The sequence below is a fragment of the Thauera sp. AutoDN2 genome, assembly GCF_051280715.1.
In the GTDB taxonomy this organism is placed as follows: Bacteria; Pseudomonadota; Gammaproteobacteria; order Burkholderiales; family Rhodocyclaceae; genus Thauera.
Map to the genome: position 1 here is coordinate 1 of NZ_JBNCAR010000046.1, position 15,577 is coordinate 15,577.

The following is a 15,577-nucleotide window of genomic DNA, read 5'->3' on the forward strand; positions in this document are numbered from 1 at the left end:
TGATCGCCCCGATCGCCATGGAAGAGGGCCTGCGCTTCGCGATCCGCGAAGGCGGCCGTACCGTCGGCGCCGGCGTCGTCGCCAAGATCATCGAGTAATCGTCTCGCTGATTGCCAGATTGGCGCACCTGCAAGGGTGCGCTTTGCAGTCTCTGCTGCAGGGGTATAGCTCAACTGGCAGAGCGTCGGTCTCCAAAACCGAAGGTTGGGGGTTCGATTCCCTCTGCCCCTGCCATATTTTTCCGGGTGTTCATCCGCAATGGCCGATAAGTTGAAATTCGCGCTGGCGCTGGCACTGTTGGCAGCCGGCGTGGTCGGCTTCTATGTGCTTTCCGAGCAGCCGCTCGTCCTGCGTGTTCTCTCCGTCCTGGCGGGTCTGGGACTGGGTATTGCCGTGGCTTCAGTCTCCGAACCCGGCAAGCGTTTCATAGGCTTTGCGCGTGAGTCGATCACCGAAACCAAGAAAGTCGTCTGGCCGAGCCGCAAGGAAACCACGCAGACCACCGGTCTGGTATTCGCGTTTGCTGTTGCGACTGCGGTCTTTCTCTGGCTGACGGACAAGAGCCTGGAGTGGGTTCTGTACGACCTCATTCTGGGTTGGAAGTGATATGACCAAACGTTGGTATGTGGTTCATGCCTATTCGGGCTTCGAGAAGTCCGTTCAGCGCGCCCTCATCGAGCGGGTGAATCGTTCGGGCATGCAGGATAGTTTTGGCCAGATCCTCGTTCCGGTGGAGGAGGTGGTTGAACTGCGTGGTGGCCAGAAGACCGTGACAGAGCGCAAGTTCTTCCCGGGCTACGTCCTCGTCGAGATGGAGATGAATGACGAGAGCTGGCACCTGGTGAAGTCCACGCCCAAGGTTACTGGCTTTGTGGGCGGTACCGCGAACAAGCCCGCGCCGATCTCGGAGAAGGAGGTCGAGAAGATCATGCAGCAGATGCAGGAGGGGGTGGATAAGCCTCGTCCGAAGGTGCTGTTCGAGATCGGTGAGGTGGTTCGGGTCAAGGAAGGTCCGTTCACCGACTTCCATGGTTCGGTCGAGGATGCGAACTACGAGAAGAACAAATTGCGCGTGTCGGTGACCATTTTTGGTCGCGCCACGCCGGTCGAGCTGGATTTCGCCCAGGTCGAGAAGGCCTGAGCAAAACGGCAGACCTCCGGGTCTGCTGTAGCCCGTTCACGCGGGCGAAGCGAGGAGCGCCGGTACTTCCGGCGCGCTAGCACTCATCACAGGAGCAAGCCGCAATGGCAAAGAAAATCATTGGCTACATCAAGCTGCAGGTTCCGGCCGGTAAGGCCAACCCCAGCCCCCCCATCGGTCCGGCGCTCGGTCAGCGCGGTCTGAACATCATGGAGTTCTGCAAGGCGTTCAACGCCAAGACCCAAGGCCTTGAGCCGGGTCTGCCGATTCCGGTGGTGATCACCGCCTTCGCCGACAAGTCCTTCACGTTCATCATGAAGACGCCGCCGGCGACGATCCTGATCAAGAAGGCCGCCGGGATCCAGAAGGGTTCCGCCAAGCCGCACACCGACAAGGTGGGCAAGATCACTCGTGCCCAGGTCGAAGACATCGCCAAGGCCAAGCAGCCGGACCTTACCGCTGCCGACCTCGAAGCCGCCGTGCGCACCATCGCCGGTTCCGCCCGCAGCATGGGCATCACCGTGGAGGGCCTGTAATCATGGCGAAGCTGTCCAAGCGAGTTCAGGCGCTGCGCGCCAAGGTTGATCGCAATCAGGCTTATCCGGTCGCTGACGCCCTGCGTCTGGTCAAGGAGTGCGCCACCGCCAAGTTCGACGAGTCGATCGACATCGCCGTGAACCTCGGCGTCGATGCGCGCAAATCCGACCAGGTCGTTCGCGGTTCTGTCGTGCTGCCCGCCGGTACCGGCAAGTCGGTGCGCGTGGCCGTGTTTGCCCAGGGCGACAAGGCCGAAGCCGCACGCGCCGCGGGTGCCGAAGTCGTCGGTTTCGACGACCTGGCCGAGCAGGTCAAGGCGGGCAACCTGAACTTTGACGTCTGCATCGCGACCCCTGACGCCATGCGCGTGGTTGGTCAGTTGGGCCAGATCCTCGGTCCGCGCGGTTTGATGCCGAACCCGAAGGTCGGTACCGTGACCATGGATGTGGCGACTGCCGTCAAGAACGCGAAGGCTGGTCAGGTCCAGTACCGCACGGACAAGGCGGGCCTCGTGCATGCCACCATCGGTCGTGCTTCGTTCGAACTCGATGCGCTGCAGCAGAACCTGTCCGCCTTCATCGACGCGCTGGTCAAGGCCAAGCCAGCTGCCGCCAAGGGCATCTATCTCCGCCGTATCGCCGTCTCCAGCACCATGGGTGCCGGTGTGCGCGTGGAGCCCAGCAGCGTCAACGCTGCGTGATTGCAAGGGCGCCCCTGCGGGCGCCCGAAGTACTTTGAGCCGCAGCGGCGACAGCGCTGCGGATCGTCAAAGACCGCAGGTGCGCGTTCCTCGTGTTCGCGTTTAAGCATGAAAATGGCCTGCGCAGACGGTGTGCTCAGAACAGGATTTGGCCGTTTATCCGGCCCCGCTCCTGATCAAGGTCGCCGTGGGTGCGAACCACAGTATCGGTTCGCGTGTTGACTTGAAAGGAGGAAAGACCTATGGGTCTCAATCTCGATGACAAGAAAGCCGTAGTGGCTGAGGTGTCGGCACAGGTGGCCAACGCTCAGACGATCGCGGTGGCCGAGTATCGCGGCATTGCGGTGGGCGATCTCACCACGCTGCGTGCGAAGGCCCGCGAGTCTGGTGTTTACCTGCGTGTGCTGAAGAACACCCTGGTCCGTCGCGCAATCGCCGGTACCCCGTTCGAGGGGCTGGCAGGCGATCTGACCGGCCCGCTGATCTATGGCATCTCGACCGATCCGGTCGCTGCTGCCAAGGTGCTCAACGACTTCGCCAAGGGTAACGACAAGATCGTCCTGCGCGCTGGTTCCTACGCGGGCAATACGCTCGACAAGGCCGGCATTCAGGCGCTCGCCTCGATCCCGAGTCGCGAAGAGCTCCTCGCCAAGCTGCTGGGTGTCATGCAGGCGCCGGTTTCCGGCTTTGCTGGCGCGCTGGCCGCCCTCGCCAAGAAGCGCGAGGAAGAAGGCGCGGCCGCCTGATCGCGAACTCTCGCTACTACGTTTCCCTAAAAAATACCGATTCTGGAGTTATCTCAAATGGCAATCAGCAAAGAAGACATCCTGGAAGCCGTTGCTGGCATGACCGTGATGGACCTGAACGACCTCGTCAAGGCGTTCGAAGAGAAGTTCGGTGTGTCCGCTGCCTCGCTCGCCGTGGCTGCCCCGGGTGCCGCTGCCGCTGCCCCGGTTGAAGAGAAGACCGAGTTCGACGTCGTGCTGCTTGAAGCAGGCGCCAAGAAGGTCGAGGTCATCAAGGTCGTCCGTGCCGCTACCGGCCTGGGCCTGAAGGAAGCCAAGGACGTGGTCGACGGCGCGCCGAAGACCGTGAAGGAAGGCGCTCCGAAGGCTGACGCCGAAGCGCTGAAGAAGCAACTGGAAGAAGCTGGCGCCAAGGTCGAAATCAAGTAATATTCGACTTCCCAGTTGGGCTGGCACTCTCAGGAGTGCCGGCCCTTTCGTGCTTTGTGATCGAGATTGCGTGAGATCCGCAGTTTTCGATGACAGGCCAGAGCGTTTGTAGATCGACCGGTCGCCCAGCAGCAGCGGGCTGCAAGCTACCGGAACCGCCCGAACGTTGTGTCCTGTCTTTCCGATGTTAGCCCTCTAGCCGGAGCATCCATGGCGTATTCCTACACCGAAAAGAAACGTATCCGCAAGAGCTTCGCCAAGCGCGCGGCCGTGCTTGATGCGCCTTTCCTGCTCGCCACCCAGATCGAGTCCTTTGCCGAATTCCTGCAAGCGGACACCCCGCCCGAGGCGCGGCGTAACCAGGGTCTGCAGGCCGCGTTCACCTCGATCTTCCCGATCTCGAGTCACAGCGGCAACGCGCGTCTCGAGTACGTGCAGTACATGCTGGGCGAGCCGGCCTTCGATGTGAAGGAATGCCAGCAGCGTGGCCTGACTTTCGCGTCGCCCCTGCGCGCGCGCGTGCGCCTGGTCATCATGGACCGCGAGGCGCCAAAGGAAACCATCAAGGAGGTGAAGGAGCAGGAGGTCTACATGGGCGAGATTCCGCTCATGACCAACACCGGCTCCTTCGTCATCAATGGCACCGAGCGCGTCATCGTCTCGCAGCTGCACCGCTCGCCGGGCGTGTTCTTCGAGCACGACCGCGGCAAGACCCACTCCTCGGGCAAGCTGTTGTTCTCGGCGCGCATCATCCCCTACCGTGGCTCGTGGCTGGACTTCGAGTACGACCCGAAGGACTACCTCTACTTCCGCGTCGACCGCCGACGCAAGATGCCGGTGACGATCCTGCTGCGCGCGATCGGCCTGACCCCGGAAGAGATCCTCGCTACCTTCCACGATACGGACACCTTCCACCTGCAGGGCGAGGGTGCGCAGTTCGAACTGGTGCCCGAGCGGCTGCGCGGCGAGATGGCGCGCTTCGACATCACGACCCCGGACGGCAAGATCATCGTCGCGCGCGACAAGCGCATCACCTCCAAGCACATCCGTGAGATCGACCAGGCCGGCGTGAAGACCATGGCGGTTCCGGACGACTTCATCCTTGGCCGCGTGATCGCCAATGACATCGCGGATCCCGAGACCGGTGAGGTGCTGGCGCGCGCAAACGATGAGATCACCGAGGATCTGCTCGATAAACTGCGCCTTGCCAACGTGACCGAACTGCGCACCCTGTACATCAACGACCTCGACCGCGGCGGCTACATCTCGCAGACCCTGCGCATCGACGAAACGGCGGACCAGTGGGCGGCGCGGGTCGCGATCTACCGCATGATGCGTCCGGGCGAGCCGCCCACCGAGGATGCGGTCGAAGGTCTCTTCCAGGGCCTGTTCTATGCCGAGGAGCGCTACGACCTGTCCTCCGTCGGCCGCATGAAGTTCAACCGCCGCGCCTACCCCGAGAAGATCGACGACAAGGCGCCGGGCTGGCTCAAGCGCTTCCACGAGCGTGTCGGCCCGCAGGGCGAGGACGGGCCTGGTGTGCTCACTAACGACGACATCCTGGCGGTGGTCGGCGTGCTGGTCGAACTGCGCAACGGCCGTGGCGAAATCGACGACATTGACCACCTCGGCAACCGCCGTGTGCGGTCCGTCGGTGAACTCGCCGAGAACCAGTTCCGCGCGGGTCTGGTGCGCGTCGAGCGCGCCGTCAAGGAGCGTCTGTCGCAGGCCGAGTCCGACAACCTGATGCCGCACGACCTGATCAACGCCAAGCCGATCTCGGCTGCGATCAAGGAGTTCTTCGGCTCCAGCCAGCTGTCGCAGTTCATGGACCAGACCAACCCGCTGTCCGAGATCACGCACAAGCGCCGCGTCTCCGCGCTGGGCCCGGGCGGTCTGACGCGCGAGCGTGCCGGCTTCGAGGTGCGCGACGTGCACCCGACCCACTACGGCCGGGTGTGTCCGATCGAGACGCCGGAAGGTCCGAACATCGGTCTGATCAACTCGCTGGCCGTGTATGCCCGCACCAACCGTCACGGCTTCCTCGAAACCCCGTATCGCAAGGTGGTCGATGGCAAGGTCACCGACCAGATCGACTTCCTGTCCGCGATCGAGGAAGGCCAGTACGTGATCGCGCAGGCGAACGCCGAGATCGACGCCGCCGGCATGCTGGCGGGCGACCTGGTTTCGTGCCGCAGCAAGGGCGAGTTCCTGCTCGCCACCGCGGACATGGTGCAGTACATGGACGTGGCACCGGGCCAGATCGTGTCCGTTGCGGCCTCACTGATTCCATTCCTCGAGCACGATGATGCCAACCGCGCGCTGATGGGCGCGAACATGCAGCGCCAGGCCGTGCCCTGCCTGCGACCGGAGAAGCCGCTGGTCGGCACCGGCATCGAGCGCCGCGTCGCGGTCGACTCGGGTACTGCGGTGCAGGCGACGCGCGGCGGCATGGTGGACTATGTGGATGCCAACCGGGTCGTGATCCGGGTGAATGACGACGAAACCCTGCCGGGCGAGGTCGGCGTCGACATCTACAACATGATCAAGTACACCCGTTCCAACCAGAACACCAACATCAACCAGCGTCCGGTGGTGAAGGTCGGTGACCGCATCGCCAAGGGCGACGTGGTGGCCGACGGCGCTTCCACCGACCTGGGCGAGCTGGCGCTGGGCCAGAACATGCTGGTCGGCTTCATGCCCTGGAACGGCTACAACTTCGAGGACTCGATCCTCATCTCCGAGCGTGTGGTCGCCGACGACCGCTTCACCTCGATCCACGTCGAGGAACTGACGGTCGTGGCACGCGACACCAAGCTCGGACCCGAGGAGATCACCCGCGACATCGCGTCGCTGGGCGAGGCGCAGCTTTCGCGCCTGGACGAGTCCGGCATCGTGTATATCGGCGCCGAGGTCGAAGCAGGTGATGTGCTCGTTGGCAAGGTCACGCCCAAGGGCGAGACACAGCTGACGCCGGAAGAGAAGCTGCTGCGCGCGATCTTTGGTGAGAAGGCGTCCGATGTGAAGGACACCTCGCTGCGCGTGCCTTCGGGCATGGTCGGAACGGTGATCGACGTTCAGGTCTTCACCCGTGAGGGCATCGAGCGCGACAAGCGCGCGCAGTCGATCATCGACGACCAGCTGCGCAGCTTCAAGACGGACCTTGCGGATCAGATGCGTATCGTGGAACGGGATGCTTTTGCCCGTATCCGCCGCATGATCGTCGGCCAGATCGCCAACGGTGGCCCGAAGAAGCTCGCCAAGGGCACTGCGCTCACCGACGCCTACCTCGACGGTCTCGAGCTTTACCACTGGTTCGACATCCGCTTGGCGGACGAGACCCTGGCGGTACAGCTCGAGGCGGTGCGCGAGGGCCTGGAGAACACGCGCAAGGACTTCGAGCAGGCCTTCGAGATCAAGAAGAAGAAGCTCACCCAGGGTGACGAACTGCCCCCGGGTGTGCAGAAGATGGTCAAGGTGTACCTGGCCGTCAAGCGCCGCCTGCAGCCGGGCGACAAGATGGCCGGCCGTCACGGCAACAAGGGTGTCGTATCGAAGATCGTGCCGGTCGAGGACATGCCGTACATGGAAGACGGCACCCCGCTGGACATCGTGCTCAACCCGCTCGGCGTGCCGTCGCGGATGAACATCGGTCAGATCCTCGAGACCCACCTCGGCTGGGCCGCGAAGGGGCTCGGCCAGCAGATCGACAGGATGCTGCAGGCGCAGGCTTCCGCGACCGAACTGCGCGGCTTCCTCGAGCAGATCTACAACACGAGCGGCAAGCCGGAGGCGCTCGACACCTTTGCCGATGACGAGGTGCGCGAGCTTGCGTCGAACCTGAAGAAGGGCGTGCCCTTCGCAACCCCGGTGTTCGATGGCGCGAAGGAGGACGAGATCCAGCAGATGCTGGAGCTCGCTGGCCTGCCGACGGGAGGCCAGGTCACCCTCTTCGATGGCCGCACCGGCGAGGCGTTCGAACGCAAGGTCACCGTCGGCTACAAGCATGTGCTGAAGCTGCACCACCTGGTCGATGACAAGATGCACGCGCGTTCGACCGGTCCGTACTCGCTCGTCACCCAGCAGCCGCTGGGCGGCAAGGCGCAGTTCGGTGGACAGCGTTTCGGTGAGATGGAAGTGTGGGCCCTCGAAGCCTATGGCGCGGCCTACACGCTGCAGGAGATGCTCACGGTCAAGTCGGACGACGTGACCGGCCGAACCAAGGTGTACGAAAACATCGTCAAGGGCGAGCACAAGATCGATTCCGGCATGCCGGAGTCCTTCAATGTGCTGGTGAAGGAAATCCGCTCGCTCGCGATCGACATCGATCTCGACCGCGGATAAGCCGACCCCGACAACCCTGCGAATGAATCCAGGGGGCGTTGACCCGAGCGGTTGCGCCCCCGCATGGAGTGAACAATGAAGAGCCTGCTCGCTGACCTGTTCAAGCAAACCCTGCCGAACGAGGAAGAGTTCGACGCGATAACCATCGGTCTCGCGTCGCCGGACAAGATCCGGTCCTGGTCCTACGGTGAGGTGAAGAAGCCCGAGACCATCAACTACCGCACTTTCAAGCCGGAGCGTGACGGCCTGTTCTGCGCCAAGATCTTTGGCCCGGTGAAGGACTACGAGTGCCTGTGTGGTAAATACAAGCGCCTCAAGCACCGTGGCGTGATCTGCGAGAAGTGCGGCGTCGAGGTGACGCTTTCAAAGGTGCGCCGCGAGCGCATGGGCCACATCGAGCTGGCCTCGCCGGTCGCCCACATCTGGTTCCTGAAGAGCCTGCCGAGCCGTCTCGGCATGGTGCTCGACATGACGCTGCGCGACATCGAGCGCGTGCTCTACTTCGAAGCCTTCGTGGTGGTCGAGCCCGGCATGACCCCGCTCAATCGCGGCCAGTTGCTGACCGAGGACGACTATCTGGCCAAGGTCGAGGAGTACGGCGACGAGTTCGACGCCGTGATGGGTGCCGAGGGTGTCGCTGCGCTGCTGCGCAGCCTGGACATCAACCTGGAGGCCGAGAAGCTGCGCGGCGACCTGGAGACCACCAACTCCGAAGCCAAGATCAAGAAGTTCTCCAAGCGCCTGAAGGTGCTCGAAGCCTTCCAGCAGTCCGGCATCAAGCCCGAGTGGATGGTGCTGGAGGTGCTGCCGGTGCTGCCGCCCGACCTGCGCCCGCTGGTGCCGCTGGATGGTGGCCGCTTCGCGACGTCCGACCTGAACGATCTGTATCGTCGCGTCATCAACCGTAACAACCGCCTCAAGCGCCTGCTCGAGCTGAAGGCGCCCGACATCATCGTGCGCAACGAGAAGCGCATGCTGCAGGAAGCCGTCGACTCGCTGCTCGACAACGGCCGCCGTGGCAAGGCCATGACCGGGGCCAACAAGCGCCCGCTGAAGTCGCTGGCCGACATGATCAAGGGCAAGGGCGGCCGATTCCGTCAGAACCTGCTCGGCAAGCGGGTCGACTACTCGGGCCGTTCGGTGATTACCGTCGGTCCGCAGCTCAAGCTGCACCAGTGCGGTCTGCCCAAGCTGATGGCGCTGGAGCTGTTCAAGCCCTTCATCTTCAACAAGCTCGAACTGATGGGGCTGGCCACGACCATCAAGCAGGCCAAGAAGATGGTGGAGTCTCAGGAGCCGGTGGTGTGGGACATCCTCGAAGAGGTGATCCGCGAGCATCCGGTGCTGCTGAACCGCGCACCGACCCTGCACCGTCTTGGCATCCAGGCCTTTGAGCCGGTACTGATCGAAGGCAAGGCAATCCAGCTCCACCCGCTGGTCTGCGTCGCGTTCAACGCCGACTTCGACGGCGACCAGATGGCCGTCCACGTTCCGCTGTCGCTCGAAGCGCAGATGGAAGCCCGCACCCTGATGCTGGCCTCCAACAACGTACTGTCGCCCGCCAACGGCGAGCCGATCATTGTGCCGTCGCAAGACATCGTTCTGGGTCTGTATTACGCCACCCGTGAAGGCATCAACGTGCCGGGCGAGGGCATGATCTTCACTGACGTTTCGGAAGTGAAGCGCGCCTACGAATCGGGCCAGATCGCGCTGCATGCGCGCGTCACCGTGCGCTTGAAGGAGGCCGATCTCGGTCCCAACGGCGAGCGCATCGAGAAAGTCGTGCGTCACAACACCACCGCGGGTCGGGCGATCCTGTCCGAGATCCTGCCGGCTGGGCTGCCCTTCAGCGTGATCGACAAGCCGCTGAAGAAAAAGGAAATCTCCAAGCTCATCAACGCCTCGTTCCGTCGCTGCGGCTTGCGTGCAACGGTGATCTTCGCCGACAAGCTGATGCAGTTCGGCTATGGCCTCGCCACACGCGCGGGTCTGTCGATCGCGGTCAAGGACATGCTGGTGCCCAACGCCAAGCACGACCTGATCCGCGCCGCCGAGGCCGAGGTGAAGGAGATCGCCCAGCAATACACCTCAGGTCTGGTGACCGACGGCGAGCGCTACAACAAGGTCGTGGACATCTGGGGCCGCTGCGGTGACCAGGTCGCCAAGGCCATGATGGAACAACTCGGCTCCGAAGAGGTGGTTGACCGCGAGGGCAAGACGGTCCGCCAGGAGTCCTTCAACGCGATCTACATGATGGCCGACTCGGGGGCACGCGGCTCCGCGGCACAGATCCGACAGCTCGCCGGCATGCGGGGCCTGATGGCCAAGCCGGACGGCTCCATCATCGAGACGCCGATCACCACCAATTTCCGGGAAGGCCTCAACGTTCTGCAGTACTTCATCTCGACGCACGGCGCCCGTAAGGGTCTTGCCGATACCGCGCTGAAGACCGCGAACTCGGGCTACCTGACCCGTCGTCTGGTCGACGTGACTCAGGATCTGGTCGTGATCGAGGACGACTGCGGCACGCGCGAAGGCTTCGCCATGAAGGCCCTGATCGAGGGCGGCGAGGTGGTGGAGCCGCTGCGTGAGCGCATCCTCGGCCGCGTGTGCGTCGACGATGTCGTCAACCCCGAGACGCAGGAAACCGTCATCGAAGCGGGCAGCCTGCTAGACGAGGACGCCGTGGATCTCATCGAAAGCCTGGGTGTGGACGAGGTCAAGGTCCGTACTCCGCTGACGTGCGAAACCCGCTACGGATTGTGTGCAAAGTGCTACGGCCGAGATCTGGGTCGCGGCAGCATGGTCAACGCTGGTGAGGCTGTGGGCGTGATCGCTGCGCAGTCGATCGGCGAGCCGGGCACTCAGCTCACCATGCGTACCTTCCACGTCGGTGGTGCGGCTTCTCGGGCGGCTGCTGCCAGCGGGGTCGAAGCCAAATCTGCGGGTTCCATCCGCTTTGCGGGCAACATGCGTTACGTAGCGAACCCGAAGGGCGAAAAGATCGTCATCGCGCGTTCGGCTGAACTTGTGGTGGCCGACGACCTTGGTCGCGAGCGCGAGCGTCACAAGCTTCCGTACGGCGCGCTGCTGCTCGTTGATGACGGCGCCGCCGTCAAGGCGGGGACCCAACTGGCAAGCTGGGATCCGCACACCCGTCCGATCGTCACCGAATACACCGGTACGGTGAAGTTCGAGAACGTGGAAGAGGGGGTCACCGTCGCCAAGCAGATCGACGAGGTGACGGGCCTTTCGACCCTGGTGGTCATCGATGCAAAGCGCCGCTCCACCACCGGCGCCACGAAGGGCGTGCGTCCTCAGGTCAAGCTGCTCGACGAGAACGGTGAGGAAGTGAAGATCGCCGGCACCGAGCATTCGGTGGCCATCACCTTCCAGGTCGGTTCGCTGATCACGGTGAAGGACGGTCAGCAGATCAATGTGGGTGACATCCTGGCGCGCATTCCGCAGGAATCGGCCAAGACCCGCGACATTACCGGCGGTCTGCCGCGTGTTGCCGAGCTGTTCGAGGCACGGGCACCCAAGGACGCCGGCATGCTTGCCGAGTGCACCGGCACCGTATCCTTCGGCAAGGAGACCAAGGGCAAGCAGCGTCTGGTCATCACCGAGCCGGACGGCACTTCGCACGAGTTCCTGATTCCGAAGGATAAGCACCTTATGGTGCACGACGGTCAGGTGGTGAACAAGGGCGAACTCATCGTCGACGGTCCGGCTGACCCGCACGACATCCTGCGTTTGCAGGGCATCAGCGAACTGGCCCGCTACGTCATCGACGAGGTGCAGGACGTGTACCGGCTCCAGGGCGTGAAGATCAACGACAAGCACATCGAGGTGATTGTTCGTCAGATGCTGCGCCGCGTGGTGATTACGGATCCGGGCGATACCAAGTTCATCCGCGAGGAGCAGGTCGAACGCTCCGAGGTGCTGGACGAGAACGACCGTGTGGAAGCCGATGGCAAGCTGCCGGCGCAGTACGAGAACGTGCTGCTGGGCATCACCAAGGCCTCACTGTCGACGGATTCCTTCATTTCCGCAGCGTCCTTCCAGGAAACCACCCGCGTGCTGACCGAAGCGGCGATCATGGGCAAGCGCGACGAACTGCGCGGCCTGAAAGAGAACGTCATCGTCGGACGCCTGATCCCGGCCGGTACGGGTCTCGCCTATCACCGCAGCCGCAAGGCACAGGAGCAGGGCGTGGATCTCGGCGCCGAGCATGCCTGGGCGGCAGCAGATGTTGCTGAAACGCAGCAGGACATCGAGGCGAGTTGACTTTCGGACCAACCTCGGAATAAACTCCGGCCTCTTTTTTGTGGACTGACCAATCGTAGTCAGTCGCAGCCGGAATAATCCGCCCGCGGCGGCCCATGGTGGGCTGCCGCGGTCTTATGGGAAATTCTTAAGCTATGCCAACAATCAATCAGCTTGTCCGCAAGCCGCGCCAAATGGAAGTTGCCAAGAGCAAGGTTCCGGCGCTTGAAGCTTGCCCGCAGAAGCGCGGCGTCTGCACTCGCGTGTACACCACGACCCCGAAGAAGCCGAACTCGGCGCTGCGTAAGGTCGCCAAGGTTCGTCTCACCAATGGTTTTGAGGTCATCTCGTACATTGGCGGTGAAGGTCACAACCTCCAGGAGCACTCCGTGGTGCTGATCCGTGGCGGTCGTGTAAAGGACCTTCCGGGTGTGCGCTATCACATCGTCCGTGGCTCCCTCGATCTGCAGGGTGTCAAGGATCGTAAGCAGTCGCGCTCGAAGTACGGTGCCAAGCGCCCGAAGAAAGCCTGATTGTCGGTCACAGAAATTTAGCGAGAGGTTGTCATGCCGCGTCGTCGTGAAGTACCCAAGCGCGAGGTCCTGCCGGATCCGAAGTTCGGTAACCAGGATGTCTCCAAGTTCATCAACGTCATCATGCAGTCGGGCAAGAAGGCTGTGGCCGAGCGCATCGTCTATGGTGCCTTCGAGCACATCTCGACCAAGTCCGGTAAGGATCCGCTCGAAGTCTTCTCGAGCGCTGTGGGTAACGTGAAACCGGTCGTCGAGGTCAAGAGCCGTCGTGTTGGCGGTGCCAACTACCAGGTTCCGGTCGAGGTTCGTCCGTCGCGCCGGATGGCGCTGTCGATGCGCTGGCTGCGTGAAGCCGCGCGCAAGCGTGCCGAGAAGTCGATGGCTCAGCGCCTGGCTGGCGAGCTGCTCGAGGCTGCGGAGGGTCGCGGTGCCGCCATGAAGAAGCGCGAAGAAGTTCACCGCATGGCTGAAGCCAACAAGGCGTTCTCGCACTTCCGCTTCTGATTCTGATCGGCAGCGGTAACTCGGGCCCTGTATAGGGCTCGATTGTTTTCCAACGCAAGAAACTCGTTCATCGCGCCTGGTGCGCGACTAACTGAAGGCAGGTTATAACGTGGCTCGCAAGACTCCCATCGAGCGCTACCGCAACATCGGTATCTCCGCTCACATCGACGCCGGCAAGACGACTACGACCGAGCGCATCCTCTTCTACACCGGCGTGAGCCATAAGCTCGGTGAGGTGCACGATGGCGCAGCCACGACGGACTGGATGGTGCAGGAGCAGGAGCGCGGCATCACCATCACCTCGGCAGCGGTGACCTGCTTCTGGAAGGGTATGGATCAATCCTTCCCTGAGCACCGTTTCAACATCATCGACACCCCGGGGCACGTCGACTTCACCATCGAGGTGGAGCGTTCGATGCGCGTGCTCGACGGTGCGTGCATGGTGTATTGCGCAGTGGGTGGCGTTCAGCCTCAATCCGAGACCGTGTGGCGTCAGGCGACCAAGTACAAGGTGCCGCGCCTCGCCTTCGTTAACAAGATGGACCGCTCGGGCGCGAACTTCTTCAAGGTCGTTGACCAGATGAAGAATCGCCTGAAGGCCAATCCTGTTCCGGTGGTAATCCCCATTGGTGCGGAGGATACCTTCAAGGGTGTCGTCGATCTGCTGAAGATGAAGGCGATCATTTGGGACGAAGCCTCCCAGGGCATGAAGTTCGAGTACCACGACATTCCGGCAGAGTTGCTCGGAACGGCCGAAGAGTGGCGTGCGAGCATGGTTGAGGCCGCTGCCGAAGCTAATGAAGAACTGATGAACAAGTATCTCGAGGAAGGTGAGCTTTCCGAGGAAGAGGTGATCGCGGGTCTGCGTGCGCGCACCCTTGCCTGCGAGATCCAGCCGATGCTGTGCGGCACTGCGTTCAAGAACAAGGGTGTGCAGCGCATGCTCGACGCCGTGATTCAGTACCTGCCGTCGCCGATCGACATTCCGCCGGTCGCGGGCGTCGATGACGATGAGAAGGAAGTGGTTCGTCATGCACGTGACGACGAGAAGTTCTCCGCGCTCGCGTTCAAGCTCATGACTGACCCCTTTGTTGGCCAGTTGACCTTCATTCGCGTGTATTCGGGTGTGCTCGAATCGGGTTCGACCGTGTTGAACTCGGTGAAGAACCGCAAGGAACGCATTGGCCGCATCCTGCAGATGCACGCCAATGACCGTGAAGAGATCAAGGAGGTGCTCGCCGGTGACATTGCCGCCGTTGTCGGCCTCAAGGATGTCACCACGGGTGAAACTCTGTGCGACACGAGCGCGCCGGTCATCCTTGAGCGCATGGTGTTCCCGGATCCTGTGATCCACGTCGCCGTCGAGCCCAAGACCAAGAGCGACCAGGAAAAGATGGGCCTTGCGCTGTCGCGCCTGGCGGCCGAAGATCCGTCCTTCCGTGTGCGCACCGACGAGGAGTCGGGGCAGACCATCATTTCGGGGATGGGTGAACTTCACCTCGAGATCATCGTTGACCGCATGAAGCGCGAGTTCAACGTCGAGGCCAACGTCGGCGCGCCCCAGGTCGCCTACCGCGAGACCATCCGCAAGGCGGCAAACGACGTCGAAGGCAAGTTCGTCAAGCAATCCGGTGGTCGTGGTCAGTACGGTCACGTCGTTATCAACCTCGAACCGGCTGAACAGGGTAAGGGCTACGAGTTCGTGGATGCCGTCAAGGGTGGCGTGGTTCCGCGCGAGTACATCCCTGCGGTGGACAAGGGCATCCAGGAAACCCTGCCGAATGGCGTGCTCGCTGGATTCCCGGTGGTTGACGTCAAGGTCACGCTGCACTTCGGTTCCTATCACGATGTCGACTCCAACGAAAACGCCTTCAAGATGGCGGGTTCGATGGCGTTCAAGGAAGCCATGCGTAAGGCCAGCCCCGTGCTGCTCGAGCCGATGATGGCGGTCGTGGTCGAGACGCCGGAAGACTATATGGGTAACGTCATGGGTGACCTGTCTGGTCGTCGTGGCATCGTTCAGGGTATGGATGACATCCCGGGCGGAATGAAGGAAATCAAGGCCGAGGTGCCGCTGGCCGAGATGTTCGGCTACGCTACTCAGTTGCGCTCGCTGACCCAGGGTCGTGCGACCTACTCGATGGAGTTCAAGCACTACGCCGAAGCTCCGAAGAGCGTGGCCGAAGCCGTCATCAGCAGCCGTAAGTAATCAACACACTCAACTCAAGGACTCACGAACATGGCAAAGGGTAAGTTCGAACGTACCAAGCCCCACGTGAACGTCGGCACCATCGGCCACGTTGACCACGGCAAGACCACGCTGACCGCTGCGATCACCACGATCCTGTCGAAGAAGTTCGGCGGCGAAGCCAAGGCG

The 15,577-nt window shown here is 62.4% G+C and carries 13 protein-coding genes and 1 tRNA gene; all 14 read left to right on the top strand.

Features of this window, described 5'->3' with window-relative positions:
- Nucleotides 1–98, top strand: a 98-nt coding sequence (locus tag ACPT9U_RS16260) for a hypothetical protein (RefSeq protein ID WP_078453405.1), incomplete at its 5' end; no start/stop codon positions are given.
- Nucleotides 99–158: 60 nt separating this feature from the next.
- Nucleotides 159–234 (top strand) — tRNA-Trp (locus ACPT9U_RS16265).
- Between the two features lie 24 nt (nucleotides 235–258).
- A complete protein-coding gene (gene secE, locus ACPT9U_RS16270; RefSeq protein ID WP_418363655.1) occupies nucleotides 259–606 on the top strand; it encodes a preprotein translocase subunit SecE in 348 nt (115 codons plus the stop codon).
- Between the two features lies 1 nt (nucleotide 607).
- A complete protein-coding gene (gene nusG / locus ACPT9U_RS16275) occupies nucleotides 608–1,141 on the top strand; it encodes a transcription termination/antitermination protein NusG (RefSeq protein ID WP_418363654.1) in 534 nt (177 codons plus the stop codon).
- 104 nt (nucleotides 1,142–1,245) lie between these two features.
- Nucleotides 1,246–1,677, top strand: coding sequence for a 50S ribosomal protein L11 (rplK, locus tag ACPT9U_RS16280; protein WP_418363653.1), 432 nt, complete (start codon nucleotides 1,246–1,248; stop codon nucleotides 1,675–1,677).
- Nucleotides 1,678–1,679: 2 nt separating this feature from the next.
- The gene (gene rplA / locus ACPT9U_RS16285; RefSeq protein WP_418363652.1) at nucleotides 1,680–2,378 is read left to right on the top strand and encodes a 50S ribosomal protein L1; all 699 of its coding nucleotides are present in this window, start codon (nucleotides 1,680–1,682) and stop codon (nucleotides 2,376–2,378) included.
- Nucleotides 2,379–2,620: 242 nt separating this feature from the next.
- Entirely contained in the window at nucleotides 2,621–3,124 is a 504-nt protein-coding gene (rplJ, locus tag ACPT9U_RS16290; RefSeq protein ID WP_435751690.1) for a 50S ribosomal protein L10, read from the top strand.
- A gap of 57 nt (nucleotides 3,125–3,181) precedes the next feature.
- Complete coding sequence (gene rplL, locus ACPT9U_RS16295; protein WP_418363650.1) at nucleotides 3,182–3,553, top strand: 50S ribosomal protein L7/L12; 372 nt, start codon at nucleotides 3,182–3,184, stop codon at nucleotides 3,551–3,553.
- Between the two features lie 210 nt (nucleotides 3,554–3,763).
- Entirely contained in the window at nucleotides 3,764–7,897 is a 4,134-nt protein-coding gene (gene rpoB / locus ACPT9U_RS16300; RefSeq protein WP_435751692.1) for a DNA-directed RNA polymerase subunit beta, read from the top strand.
- 75 nt (nucleotides 7,898–7,972) lie between these two features.
- Nucleotides 7,973–12,184, top strand: a complete 4,212-nt coding sequence (gene rpoC / locus ACPT9U_RS16305) for a DNA-directed RNA polymerase subunit beta' (RefSeq protein ID WP_435751693.1) — start codon at nucleotides 7,973–7,975, stop codon at nucleotides 12,182–12,184.
- A gap of 134 nt (nucleotides 12,185–12,318) precedes the next feature.
- Complete coding sequence (rpsL, locus tag ACPT9U_RS16310) at nucleotides 12,319–12,696, top strand: 30S ribosomal protein S12 (protein ID WP_002931569.1); 378 nt, start codon at nucleotides 12,319–12,321, stop codon at nucleotides 12,694–12,696.
- Between the two features lie 33 nt (nucleotides 12,697–12,729).
- Nucleotides 12,730–13,200 (top strand): 30S ribosomal protein S7, encoded by a 471-nt coding sequence (gene rpsG, locus ACPT9U_RS16315; RefSeq protein WP_418363647.1) that lies wholly within the window; start codon nucleotides 12,730–12,732, stop codon nucleotides 13,198–13,200.
- 109 nt (nucleotides 13,201–13,309) lie between these two features.
- Nucleotides 13,310–15,409 (top strand): elongation factor G, encoded by a 2,100-nt coding sequence (gene fusA / locus ACPT9U_RS16320; RefSeq protein WP_435751696.1) that lies wholly within the window; start codon nucleotides 13,310–13,312, stop codon nucleotides 15,407–15,409.
- Between the two features lie 30 nt (nucleotides 15,410–15,439).
- Nucleotides 15,440–15,577: GTP-binding protein (locus tag ACPT9U_RS16325; protein ID WP_304908554.1), on the top strand; the 138-nt coding region annotated here is incomplete at its 3' end.

Bases quoted from the DNA above. Each gene is read 5' to 3' on its own strand.
- secE (WP_418363655.1), top strand. From the start codon at position 259: ATGGCCGATAAGTTGAAATTCGCGCTGGCGCTGGCACTGTTGGCAGCC.
- nusG (WP_418363654.1), top strand. From the start codon at position 608: ATGACCAAACGTTGGTATGTGGTTCATGCCTATTCGGGCTTCGAGAAG.
- rplK (WP_418363653.1), top strand. From the start codon at position 1,246: ATGGCAAAGAAAATCATTGGCTACATCAAGCTGCAGGTTCCGGCCGGT.
- rplA (WP_418363652.1), top strand. From the start codon at position 1,680: ATGGCGAAGCTGTCCAAGCGAGTTCAGGCGCTGCGCGCCAAGGTTGAT.
- rplJ (WP_435751690.1), top strand. From the start codon at position 2,621: ATGGGTCTCAATCTCGATGACAAGAAAGCCGTAGTGGCTGAGGTGTCG.
- rplL (WP_418363650.1), top strand. From the start codon at position 3,182: ATGGCAATCAGCAAAGAAGACATCCTGGAAGCCGTTGCTGGCATGACC.
- rpoB (WP_435751692.1), top strand. From the start codon at position 3,764: ATGGCGTATTCCTACACCGAAAAGAAACGTATCCGCAAGAGCTTCGCC.
- rpoC (WP_435751693.1), top strand. From the start codon at position 7,973: ATGAAGAGCCTGCTCGCTGACCTGTTCAAGCAAACCCTGCCGAACGAG.
- rpsL (WP_002931569.1), top strand. From the start codon at position 12,319: ATGCCAACAATCAATCAGCTTGTCCGCAAGCCGCGCCAAATGGAAGTT.
- rpsG (WP_418363647.1), top strand. From the start codon at position 12,730: ATGCCGCGTCGTCGTGAAGTACCCAAGCGCGAGGTCCTGCCGGATCCG.